Below are 12,147 nucleotides of genomic sequence, written 5' to 3'. Positions count from 1 at the left end.
TCGCTCCGCATGTCCAGCATACGGGCAGAGCGGTGCGCAAGCCCTGGTTGCGACGGCGGCCGAACCGTCAGCGGCGGGTGCGGCCGAGGAGGGCCATCGACTCGTCGAGCCGGATACGCGCCCAGTCGAACTGCCTACTGTCGGTGTGCCCGCGGTAAACGGTCTCGATGACCATGATGAGCATCAGATGGAGGCAGTACAGGCGCCGCCGCACGCGCTCGGTCCCGGTCAGTTCCGGATGGCCGTAGCCGCGCATGAAGGGCACCGGAAAGCCGAAGGACTCCATCTGGGTGCCCGCGAAGCCGGACTCGATCAACGGGTCGCCGTAGAACGCCCGCTCGTGGTCGATGACACCGACGATCTTGCCGTCGCGGACCAGGACGTTGCCGGCCCACAGATCCCACTCGACAAGCCGCGGCTCGGTCACCTCGTCAAGGCTGCCGGCATGTACGTCGACGACCGTACGCACGGTGTCGTAATCCCACCCGAGGTCGACGCCCCGCCGTTCACCGTCGGCGAGCACGTCCTCGACCATGCCGGTGAACACCCGCCGCCAACTCGGATCCCCGGGCCCGTCGAGCGGCCCGAAGGCGCCCCCGCGCAGCGAATTGATCTCCCGGTTGAACGCCCCGACCTGCTCCATCAGTGAGTCGCACGCGGCGGCGGGAAGCTGCTTCGCGACGACGCCGAGGTTGTCGCCGTCGATGTACGGCATGAAGAAGTAGTCGGCGTCGCACAACTCGCGGCTCCGGTCGGCGAAGTGCACGACGGGCACGGGCACGGAGGTGTGCGTACGAAGCAGATCCAGCATGCGCAACTCGACCGCCATGGCACCACGCTCGTACGTCATCACCTCCACCTCCGACGGCGGCGCGATCTTCACCACCACCTCGGCCCCGTCCCGCAGCAGAACGCGATAAGCAACGTTGAACCACCCGTGCCCCAACTCGGTAGCCCACCCCTCCCCGACCGGCACCCGGCCGCCCCCGTAGGCACGCTCGACCATGGCCCGCAGCGCGGCAGGGGACTGCCTGTTCTTGGTAACGCTCTCCACACCCAACCCCTCCACCGAAGCCCCCGCAGGCGTCACGAATCGCCCCCCGCCCACCCGGCGGGAAGCCTCGCCACGCACACGCGATGGCGGGCTCTTACGGTCGCGCTGAACATCGCAAAGGGCATCATCGCCGACCCGACGCCCCCGGTCACCGCGCCTGACACCACCACATGCGTCGCACCGGCAACCCGGCCCACCCCGGTTCGTCGCCTACGGACCAAGATCACACCCAGCTCACACCCAGGGTGCCCCAGGGAAAGAATCAGGGCCGCTCTCCCGTGCGGGAGACCGGCCCTGATCTGGTGCTTTGCTGTCGGGGTGGCGGGATTTGAACCCACGACCTCTTCGTCCCGAATGAGGTTCCGCCAAGATCGACACCGGGCGGTTTGGCGTTTTGCCTGGTCAGGGCGTTGGTGTGCGGTGGTGTCGGGTGGTCTGGAAGGGGCTTGGGGAGCGGGTTGGCTCCCAGATGGCTCCCAGCGGGAAGCGGTCAGCGTGTGTCGTCGAGCTTGCGCATCAGGTCGGTGACCAGCGTGTGATCGCGAGCGACGTCGGAACGCTCGGACGGATCCCGTTGGACTAGGTGCTTCTGGAGCCACTCGTTCCCCTCTGCTTCCCGGAGCGCGAACACACGCTCGGCTCTGCCGTACACGACGGCGAACTCCTCGGGCAGCTCCTCCTCGGCCCCCTGCTCCAGGAGGAAGTCCACCAGTTCCTCCAACAGTTCCAGGTAGGCAATACGTGGTTCGCGCTCGGGCTGCGCGGCGAGCCGGCGCAGCTCTTCCAGGCCGTTCTGGACCAGACCCTCGGTCGCCTGTTCGCGGGAGGCTCTGGACGGTGTCCGGCGCAGCTGGTGGTACAGCGCGATGGACCAGTACCAGTCGCCGGCCTCGACGTACTCCAGCATTTCGGCGTGGATGGCGGCAGTCACCTTTTCCCGGAACCGCTGGGCGTGCTCCCGCGGCCCTAACGGGCTGGCATCGAGAGAGTTGATCAGGCCCTCCAGGTGGGAGAAGGGTCCATAGGGGGTGAACGGGGAGACCGTCTCCTGCATCACGTACGCGGCCAGCGTGGCAGAGTCCAGCAACTCGGCCGTCTCCAGTACCCACTCCAGATGCGTCGACCGGCTTTCGTCCTCGTGCCACAACCTGGTCTCCATGTCACCGCCCATCGCTTGGACGATGGTGCTCACGGTCGACTCGTGCTCCCGCAGTCGGGTCAGAATGCCCGCCCCGTCAGCCATACGAGCTGCAGCGACGAGTCGTTGCACCTGTTCCTCGTGGACGAGTGCCTTGAGGAGTTCCGAGAAGTGGGCCCGGTCGGCGTCGAGGTGGAAGCGGACATAGTCCTCGATCGATGGGTTGTGGAATGCCACCCGCCCCTGTTCGACCGAGATCATCGTGCCGTCCAGCAGCTGCAGTGCCCTGCGGAACGTTCTGCCGTCCGCCGCCCGCTCCATCTTCTTGCGGTACGAGCGCCAGGACTCCTCCAGGTCGTCCAGACCGGCGGATTTGAAGGTGAACAGCACCTCCAGCATGTGGACGGCCTCGTCCGTCAGCTCGTTCTCAACGATGCGTTCCCATACGCGGCGGGGGTCGTCCAGGTTCTTCCGCATCGCCGCGGCGACGTCCTGGCCCCGGCGCGCGGACAGCCTGAGGGTCCCCTGGATCAGACGCGGATTGAAGTGCTTGTGCCGAACCATCGGACGCCACACCTTCGGATCGGCGAACCGGCGCTTGACGTCCGGTGGCAGGGAGGAGTGGTGGACGTGGTTGTAGAGGATCTGGCCCCGCACCCGCCGATGCAGGTCGGTCAGCCGGATCACGCTGACCGCGTCCGACACGTCCGGCGCCACCAGCCGGTCGTACCGGAGACGGGCGTGCTCCAGCAGGTAGTCGCGGGTCGTCATCACCAGTGCCTTGCCAGGTGTCTCCTGGATCTCCCGGATCACCGACAGCAGGCGGTTGTCCTCGTTCTTGTTCAACGACGTGTCCAGGGTCGTACGCCCAAGGAAGTCGTCGTAGAGGAACACCTGCCGAGTGCCCTCGCGCCACAGGGTGCCGATCTCGTCGACGTCTTGGGTGATCTCGTGGACCTCGTAACCATTGCCAATCAGCCAGGCCGTGAGCATCAGCGCCACCGTCGTCTTGCCCACCCCGGGGATGCCAGCGATGACACAGACCTGCTGGGCGTCCAAAAGCTGCTGGGCTCGTTCGAAGCCCTCGTGCGGGACGAAGGTGTCGGCGACGCCCGGTAGCCGTTTCCGAAGCCACGACGAGCGCAGGTACTGGTCCTGGTTCAGCACGGTCTGAAGGACGGCGGTACTGCTCAGCCAGAGCCGGAAGTGTCGTCGGACCAGGTCCGGGCGGCGCAGCAGCTCGGCGACGATCTCGTCCACGCCGTACAGGTCGCCGGTGCCGCGAACGTACGGGGAGAAGGCGCTGCGGAGCTCTTCCTTGCCGTCGACGGTCAGACCGACCGTCGTGGCGACGATGTAACGGTCGGGTGCCAGCGCGCGGACCTTGGGTAGTTCATCCATGATCAGGCGTCTGATCAGAGTCTTCTGGGTCGCGCTCGGCCAGTGCTTGCACTGCACGACGGTCGTCCCGGCGGGGTCGGTGTGCCGCAGGTCGACGCCACAGTCCCGGCCGCGCGGGAAGATCTCCAGCGGGATGCCAAGGACATCACTGAACAGATCACGGCAGACCACCTCGAAGTCATGGTCTGTCAACCGCCCCAACTCGAAAGAGTCCATGCTGTGTTCGCCCCGTGAATGCTGCCGCTGGCCTTGATTCTCCTGGTCCCCGGCAAGCTCTACTCCAGCACGGAGAGGAGTCCGCCCCACTTGCCCATATCTGGGGCGGGGAGCCCCCAGTCACGGTACGGGCACCCGTCACCGTCGCACGTGCCCCCGAGGAGCGGTTGGACGCCAGCGGCAAGGAGATCGGCCGCCAAGCCCTGGGGCGGGAGCAGGGCCATCGGGGGTCCGGCGAGCTCCGCACGTTCCAAGACGAGCCGGTCACGGGTGAGGAAAACGTGAGCGCCAACGGCCTGAGCCTCAAGTACCAAGTCGCAGTCGGCGCCATCAGGAAGGCCGGTCACCTCACCGACGGGAGTGGGCGACGGTCCGTGCGACGGCGCAGGCACGGACCAGTTTCCTACCTGGAATGCCAAGCTGTCCGCTACCGCGTTGATTGACGGGAGCCTGCGTTCCAGGAAGCGCTCGGTGACCTTCTTGGCGTCGGTCTTCGAGCGGGGGGTCACCACGAATCGAATGTCGCGCAACAGCCACAGGTTGAGAGAGTCCGCGAGGCCGGACAGCTCGTCGGCGTAGGCGACGTCCGCCGCAACGCGATCGGGCAGCGGCTCATCGTTCATGAGCGCAGCCCCATGCTGCTGGAGGTCGATCAGGACGTTCGAGTCGAGGGCGACGACCAACGGACCGTGGTAGCCGGGCGGCAGCAGACCGGGAAGGACGTGATGGCAGAAGCCCAACCCGCCATCCTCGGTGACTTCGTGGAGCACCCCCGCAGACTACGCCGGTGCGGGAAAGCGATGTAGACCAGCCGACGCACCGACCTTGCTGGCCAGGCTCAACTACCATCTTGCGTAGGTGGGGAGTTGGCCCGGGGGATGAGAGCAGAGCTACTTACGAGACTTCCAGAAGAACGTCTCAGTTCTCAGCTCCATGGATCGCTCAGACACCACGCGTCGGCAAGGGGTTGCAACGGGGAGCAGGACTGGAACTGGGCATGAAATACGACATCGCAGCCCCTGAACCTGCAGGCATGGTCGCCTCGCTCAGCTCTCTCGGCTATTCACTGCCCGCCGCCATCGCGGATCTCGTGGACAACAGCATCTCCGCGAAGGCAGCCAACATCGACATCGAGTTCACATGGGCTGGACAGGACTCGTGGATCGCTGTTGTCGACAACGGCGAAGGGATGAGCGCGGACGAGCTCGTGACCGCCATGACCGTGGCTGCGCGCGGTCCCGCCACACCGCGTACCGTCACGGACCTGGGGCGCTTCGGCGTCGGACTCAAGTCCGCGTCGTTCTCCCAGGCCCGTCAGCTCACCGTCGCGACCGCTGTCTCCGGAGAGTGGCACGTACGTACGTGGGATCTCGACGTCGTTGAGAAGTTCGGTGAGTGGAGGCTGTTGCACGGCGCGGACGAGGCGACGGCGGACCTGCTCGACAGGATCCGCGGTAGCGCTGACCACGGCACGGTCGTTTTGTGGCGGCGGCTAAACGGATACCACGTCGACGGCGTGACCGAGGACGACGAGCGGACCCAGAAGCAGTTCTACGCAGAGGCCGCCCGCGCGGAGTCGCACTTGGGCATGGTCTTCGCCCGGTTCCTGACGGGCAGTCGACGCCGCACCATGCGTGTCTCCGGTAGCCCGGTCGAGCCCTGGGACCCCTTCCTCTCCGGTCACCCTTCCGTTCAGCCCCTACCTGTGGAGCAACTTCCGCTCGGCACCGGCTCCGTACGAGTGGAGGCGTTCGTCCTCCCCAGCGCGCAGCGGCTCACGCCTACCGAGTACGAGGAGGCCGGCGGCCCACGCGGTTGGCTCGATCAGCAGGGGTTCTACGTGTACCGGCGGGACCGTCTGATCCTGGCCGGCGACTGGCTTGGCCAGCGCGGTGTACGTCGCGAGGAGAAGTACAACCTGGCACGGATCGCCGTGGACATCCCCGCCGAGACGGACGTCGAGTGGGGCGTCGACGTCCGTAAGTCCAGTGTTGTGCCACCCGTCGGCCTGCGTCCTCACCTTCGCCGCATCGCCCTGCAGGCTCGGAGGAGAGCCTCCGACGTGCTGCGCCACCGCGGGCAGATCGCGGCGCGAACGCACGGTGATCCACTCCTCTACGCGTGGAACGTCCGCCGTGCGAGTGACCAGGTCACCTGCAGGATCAACCGTGGTCACCCCTTGGTGAGGGCGGCGCTACGCCCCGGAGGCGCCAGCGCAGACGACGTGCGAGCTCTGATCCGCCTGTTGGAGGAGACCGTGCCGGTTACGGCCCTCCGCGTGATGCATGAGACGGACACCAGTGACGACCCCGAGCCCTTCGGCGGTCCGGGACCCGCCGACGCCGGAGCGACCGAGGTTGCACAACGGATCTACGAGGCGATGGTCTCCGACGGTCGTTCGCCCGCTGCTGCCCGGGAGCGACTCCGGACCATGCCCCCCTTCGACCAGATGCAGGGCTTCTGGAGCGGGTGAGCCCGTTGTCAGTGGTCGCCCCTACCCTGCCCGAGACCGTCCCCGTTCAGCTGGAGGTCAGCTGTGAGTTCCACCCCTGAGGACTCCCTCGAGTCCCTTGCCAAAGCCAGGCGCTTGGTTCTCGCCTTGCTGTCCCAGGACCGCCAGCCGACTCCGGAAGAGGTACAGAACGCGGTCACCGTCATCTTCGGGATGTTGGCCGGCCAAGGGGAGGTTCTCGACCGAGACCTGCTGGCCAAGGAGATCGAGGCCATAACCGCCGTGTTCCAGGAGGGCTCCTCCGGTCTGGAGAGCGACAGGGGACACGAGCCGTGGCTGCCGGAGGCGAAGAACGACCGCGAGTGGGACTTCTGGGAGCGCTACCGGCGCTACCTCGAGGACGTCCGCAGCCTGCCCCCGGTCGTCGTGCGTCGGCTGGACCAGAGCACGGACGAGGTCCTGAGCCAGTTGGAGGACCCGCGTCGCATCGGCTCCTGGCGCCGGACCGGCCTCGTGATCGGGCAGGTTCAGTCGGGCAAGACAGGGCAGTACATCGGGCTCGCCGCGAAGGCCGTGGACGCGGGATACCAGTTCGTGGTGATCCTGGCCGGAATCCACAACGACCTCCGCAGCCAGACGCAACTGCGTGTCGACGAGGGCCTTCTGGGTTTCGACACACAGCACCAGCAGCGGTCCAACCAGAACGGGAAGTCCCGTCTCATGGGTGCTGGGCGGATGCCCGGCGCCAAGAGGCTCGACATCGCGTCGCCCACCAACAGCTCCGAGAAGGGCGACTTCGGTCGTCAGGCGGCCAACGCGGTCAACTTCCCCCTCGGTCGGTTCCCGGTCGTCTTGGTCGTGAAGAAGCACTGGAAGATCCTCGAGTACCTGCGTACCTGGGTGACGGAGGTACAAGGCACCGAGGACGAGACCGGCCGCAAGGTCGTGCGCGACATCCCGCTGTTCGTCATCGACGACGAGGCCGACAACGCCTCCATCAACACCAGGCGGGACCCTGACGCGGATCCGACGAAGACCAACGCCGCGATCCGAGACCTCATGCAGAGTTTCGAGAAGTCGGCCTACGTCGGGTACACCGCGACGCCGTACGCCAACATCTACATCGATCCCGATGTGGACCACGCCGACCTCGGCGCCGACCTCTTCCCCGACAGCTTCATCCGGACCCTGCCCTCACCATCCAACTACCTCGGTCCGGAGCGAGTCTTCGGACTCCAGGTCGACAACGACGACGAGGACGACGTGCCCCCGTTGCCGCTCGTGCGTCCCGTGGACGACGCCGAGAGCTGGGTCCCGAGCAAGCACAAGTCCGCCTTCGTCCCGTCCGACGACCTACCCCAGTCCATGCGTGAGGCGATCGCCTCGTTCGTGCTCTCGTGTGCCGCTCGCAGGGCGCGGGGGCAGACGAAGGTGCACAACTCCATGCTGGTGCACGTCACCCGCTTCACCGCGGTCCAGGGGATCGTTCGTGACCAAGTGGCCGACCATCTGGGCCTTCTCGTGGACTCGCTCCGTGACCGGTACGGGCAGGCTCCGGAGCGGATGGCAGAGCTCCAAGCCCTGTGGGAGCGCGACTTCGTCCCCACCACGGACCACTTCCCCGCGGACGAGGCCGAGCCCTTGACCTGGGAGGAGGTGGCCCCACAGGTCATGCCGGCCCTGCGCAAGATCGTGGTCAAGACGGTGAACGGCGCCTCACGTGACGCGCTCGACTACTACGAGCACCGTAGGACCGGTCTATCCGTCATCGCCATCGGAGGTCAGAAACTCTCCCGAGGACTCACCCTGGAAGGGCTGACCGTCAGCTACTACCTGCGTACGTCCAACACCTACGACACCCTGCTGCAGATGGGCCGGTGGTTCGGCTTCCGCCCAGGGTACGAGGACCTGTGCCGTCTCTACACGACGTCCGACCTCCAGGCCAAGTACGTCGAGGTGACCGCCGCGACCGACGAACTGCGCCGTGAGGTGGAGGAAATGGCCGCGCTCAACCTCACACCGAGGAACTTCGGGCTGAAGGTACGTGCCTCCTCGCTCGGCGTCGCGATCACAGCCATCAACAAGATGCGCCAGGGTACGAAGGTCATGCTCAGTTACTCCGGCGAGGGCCCGGAGACCGTGATCTTCAACCTTGCTCAGAAGACCGTTGACCAAAACCTCAAGGCACTTGAGGACTTCGTCCAGCGGCTCGACGGCGTCGCGGCGGCCGAGTCGAAGGTTCCGGGCGGCAATGTCGCGTGGAAGTCGGTGCCTTCCGAGGTGATCGCCGACTTCCTCTCCAGCTACGAGACCGACCGCATGGCGCAGCGCGTCCGTCCCAGGTTCATCGCGAAGTACATCGACCAGTGCGTGGCGGTGGGCGAACTGCCTGAGTGGACGGTGCACCTGGTCGGCAAGGCCGCGGCACAGGATCCGCAGAACGTCGCCGGACACACCATCGGGCCGGTGACCCGCGCGGCGATCAACCCCGGTTTCAGGACGGAGGGGCGCTACACGATCCGCCGGGTACTCAGTCCGCCTGACGAGTACCTCGACCTCGAACCGGCCCAGGTGAAGGCCGCTCTCGACGCCACGCAGATGGCCGCGGCGATGAAGAAGAAGGAGAAGGTTCCCCAGACCCCCTCGGGCGAGCACCTGCGCTGGCAGAGGAGGCCCGACCAGGCCCTGCTGCTGATCTACCTGATCGAGCGGCCGGCGGCCTCTCCGGACGGTGAGGCAGAACCGCCTCTGGTGGGCTTCAAGGTGAGCTTCCCCCGCTCCGAGCACCAGTCCGACACGGAGTACGTCGTCAACACCATCTGGCAGCAGGAGGGCCTCGACGCCTTCCACGACGAGGAGGGCGGGGAGTGACCGTCACCGAGGCCGAGTGGCGTGACCTGGAGACCCCCCAGAGCACGCCCGGTAGGTCCCGGCTTCGGCTGCATCCGAACGCTCCTCTGGACGTCTTCCTGTCCGTCACCCACCCGGGTCACCAACGCATGTTGGCCCTCAGGACCGACGCCCGCTCCGCGGACCACATCGTGCGCTCGGTGGGGCGGCTGCCGCGTGCGGCCGGACTGGAGATGAACCTGAGCGCGGTGTCGCGGCTCGAGTACGAACTCCAGGTGGTCCTGACCGCGAACGAACTGCGTGAGGTTTTCAACCCGCTCGTCACCGACGTTGCCGACACCGTCAGGGACGCCCCCGAGGCCGCTGCCGCCCTGACCGCCGCCGTGGACAGGTTCGAGCGGTGGCAGGACCTTCTGCGCTCCGTCAGTAGGGACGGCCTGGCGCCCGAGGCGCGCCGCGGCCTCGTTGGCGAGCTCCTCGTCCTCCGAGAGCACGTCCTCCCCGCCGTCGACCCGGCTGATGCAGTGGAGGCGTGGACTGGTCCGAGCGGAGCCAACCAGGACTTCCAGCTACCCGAGGTGGCGATCGAGGCGAAGGCCAGCACCGCCAAGCGTCCACGGAGCATCCGTATCGCCAGCGAGCGGCAGCTGGACGGCACCGGCACGCCCGCGCTGCTGCTGGCACTGGCGATGCTCGACGAACGGCGTGGTGGATCGGGCGAGAGTCTGAACCGGCTGGTCGAACGCATACGCGAGCGGCTCACCAGCTCCGCTGACCGGGCTCAGTTCGATGGGCGTCTCGTCCAAGCCGGATACCTTCCCGGACAGCGAGACATGTACGACGAGCCCCGCTACACCCTTCGCGACCTGCACTTCTGGCACGTGCGGGGGGATTTTCCGAGAATCGTCGAAGCGGATCTCGCGGCAGGTGTCGGCGACTGCACTTACCACGTGAGTACCTCGGGGCTGGATCAGTACCGCGCCACGACCGACGAGGTGACCGAACTGATCGGGGGCTTGCATGTCTGAGCTCGACTTGTCCGAATACTCCCGCGATCTCGTGGCAGACGTCCAGGCGACCGCCGACGCAGAGGGAACCAATCCCTCGGAGGCGTTCACCCGCCGGGTCTTCGAAGACCTGGAGCAGGCGGGCATCGCTTCCAACACCTTCACCGCTTACCACAAGGCACAAGGGCATCTGGTCCACGGGTATGGCATTGGGGAGTCCGGGGAGTGCCTCGACCTGTTCGTCACGGACTTCACCCTGGTCCCCTCGGAGTCCAAGCTCACGAAGAGCCAGACCGAGACGGCCTTCAAGCGGCTGCTGACGTTCGTAAAACGGTGCCGGGACGGGCTGCGTCAGCACATCGACGAGTCCTTCGACGTCTACGACATGTGCGCGGCGGTCGAGAAGGCCCTCACCGAGGTACAGAGGATCCGGCTCTTCCTCCTCAGCAACCGTGTCGGCACCAGCACCGTGGTTCCGCCCACCGACTTCGACGGTCTCCCCGTGACCCACGAGGTGTGGGACCTGGCGCGGCTGCACCGCCATGCGACGTCCGGCAGCATCAGCGAGCCCATCGTGGTCTCCTTCGAACCTCCGCTGCCGTGCGTCTCCGCGCCCAGCAGCGAGTCGGACCACTCGGTGGCCATGGCAGTCATCCCGGGGCGGAGACTGGCCGAGCTGTACGGGGAGTACGGCACCCGACTCCTCGAACTCAACGTCCGCTCGTTCCTGCAGGCCCGTGGCTCGGTGAACCGGGGAATCAGGGAGACGCTCCTGAGTGCGCCCGGCAGGTTCCTGGCGTACAACAACGGCATCACGGCGACCGCCTCGCAGGTCGACTTCGTGCACGGCCCGGACGGACAGCCGACAGGCATTTCCCGTGTTCACGGACTCCAAGTGGTGAACGGTGGCCAGACGATGGCGTCACTGCACTACGCGCAGAGCCGCGACAAGGCGGATCTCTCGCATGTGTCGGTACAGATGAAACTGACGGAGGTGTCCCCCGAGCGGCTCGCGGAGATCGTCCCGATGATCTCCGAGTACTCGAACACACAGAACCGGGTGACGCTGGTCGACTTCAGTTCGAACCACGAGTACCACGTGGCCGTCCAGCGGATCACGCGATCCCTTTGGGCGTCGGCGACCGACGGGAGCGGTCAGGAGACTCACTGGTTCTACGAGCGTGCACGCGGCCAGTACACCGACGAGGTGGCCAAGGCCCGGACCCCTGCGAAGCAGCGCACCTTCAAGAAGCTCAACCCTACGAGGCAGAAGTTCACGAAGGCGGACCTCGCCAAGTACGTCAACTCCTGGAACCACCTTCCGTTCCAGGTCAGTCGTGGAGCGCAGAAGAATTTTGCGGCGTTCATGGTCCGCATCGACGAGGCGCCCCCTCACGTCGACGTGCAGTACTGCCAACGCGTGATCGCGATGGCTGTTCTGTTCAGAGCGGTCGACCGCATCGCGGCGACCCACGAGGCAGGCAGTTACAAGAGCATGATCACGACCTACACGGTGGCACGCCTGTCCCTCGCCACGGACCGGCGCATCGACCTCGACCGGATCTGGCGTGAACAGCGGATCTCGCCGGCTCTCGAAGACGCGATCGACGATCTGTGCCCCCGGGTCATGGCGGTGGTGACCAATCCACGCGAAGGTAACCACGTCGGCGAATGGGCCAAGAAGCCCAGCTGTTGGGACGCGGTCTCCAGGGTTCGCTGGACCGTCCCCCGCGACCTGCAGTCGGAGCTCCGCGAGCATCCCTTGGACGAGGAGGCGCCGGCGGGCGGCACCGAGGGAGACGAGGGGGCCAGGGATGAGGTGACGATGGTCCCCGCCGACGAGTGGTACGCGCTCGAGCGGTGGGCCAAGGAGACCCACAACCTCGTACCCGCACAGCGTCAGCTGGCCCAGTACGTCGGAAGGCGTCTCGAACTCGACCAAGAGGTTCCCGAGCCGCAGGCGGTGCAGGCCCTGCACGCTCGCAACGAGGCCCTGTCCCTCGGGTTCACCCCCGGGGCGTAGACGACA

At 66.4% G+C, this 12,147-nt stretch carries 7 protein-coding genes; 4 read left to right on the top strand and 3 right to left on the bottom strand.

Translation table 11 applies throughout. From position 1 onward, the window contains the following. Positions 1–67 precede the first annotated feature (67 nt). The 3 genes from QBL21_RS33575 to QBL21_RS33565 all read right to left on the bottom strand — a co-directional run bounded on the left by QBL21_RS33575 (position 68) and on the right by QBL21_RS33565 (position 4,579). Positions 68–1,054, bottom strand: coding sequence for a phosphotransferase family protein (locus tag QBL21_RS33575; RefSeq protein ID WP_407565982.1), 987 nt, complete (start codon positions 1,052–1,054; stop codon positions 68–70). A gap of 490 nt (positions 1,055–1,544) precedes the next feature. Continuing rightward, positions 1,545–3,809 (bottom strand): restriction endonuclease, encoded by a 2,265-nt coding sequence (locus QBL21_RS33570; RefSeq protein WP_407565981.1) that lies wholly within the window; start codon positions 3,807–3,809, stop codon positions 1,545–1,547. A gap of 59 nt (positions 3,810–3,868) precedes the next feature. Next, the gene (locus QBL21_RS33565) at positions 3,869–4,579 is read right to left on the bottom strand and encodes a hypothetical protein (RefSeq protein WP_407565980.1); all 711 of its coding nucleotides are present in this window, start codon (positions 4,577–4,579) and stop codon (positions 3,869–3,871) included. Positions 4,580–4,806: 227 nt separating this feature from the next. Here QBL21_RS33565 and QBL21_RS33560 point away from each other — a divergent pair, with 227 nt between their 5' ends. The 4 genes from QBL21_RS33560 to QBL21_RS33545 all read left to right on the top strand — a co-directional run bounded on the left by QBL21_RS33560 (position 4,807) and on the right by QBL21_RS33545 (position 12,141). Next, entirely contained in the window at positions 4,807–6,282 is a 1,476-nt protein-coding gene (locus tag QBL21_RS33560) for an ATP-binding protein (protein WP_407565979.1), read from the top strand. Between the two features lie 63 nt (positions 6,283–6,345). Beyond that, positions 6,346–9,132 carry a Z1 domain-containing protein gene (locus QBL21_RS33555; RefSeq protein ID WP_407565978.1) on the top strand — a complete coding sequence of 929 codons (2,787 nt, stop codon included), beginning with the start codon at positions 6,346–6,348 and terminating at the stop codon, positions 9,130–9,132. Further along, on the top strand, positions 9,129–10,139 hold the full coding sequence (locus QBL21_RS33550; RefSeq protein WP_407565977.1) for a PD-(D/E)XK motif protein: 1,011 nt from the start codon (positions 9,129–9,131) through the stop codon (positions 10,137–10,139). The genes QBL21_RS33555 and QBL21_RS33550 overlap by 4 nt, the downstream gene beginning before the upstream one ends. Then, entirely contained in the window at positions 10,132–12,141 is a 2,010-nt protein-coding gene (locus QBL21_RS33545) for an AIPR family protein (RefSeq protein WP_407565976.1), read from the top strand. Before QBL21_RS33550 ends, QBL21_RS33545 begins: the two co-directional genes overlap by 8 nt. Positions 12,142–12,147: the final 6 nt, after the last annotated feature.

The sequence above is a fragment of the Streptomyces sp. 184 genome (assembly GCF_045781775.1).
Taxonomy (GTDB): domain Bacteria; phylum Actinomycetota; class Actinomycetes; order Streptomycetales; family Streptomycetaceae; genus Streptomyces.
This window is presented reverse-complemented; position numbering and strand designations above follow the sequence as displayed.

Excerpts from the sequence above, each read along its gene's own strand:
- QBL21_RS33570 (WP_407565981.1), bottom strand. The coding sequence starts at position 3,809 with ATGGACTCTTTCGAGTTGGGGCGGTTGACAGACCATGACTTCGAGGTG.
- QBL21_RS33560 (WP_407565979.1), top strand. The coding sequence starts at position 4,807 with ATGAAATACGACATCGCAGCCCCTGAACCTGCAGGCATGGTCGCCTCG.
- QBL21_RS33545 (WP_407565976.1), top strand. The coding sequence starts at position 10,132 with ATGTCTGAGCTCGACTTGTCCGAATACTCCCGCGATCTCGTGGCAGAC.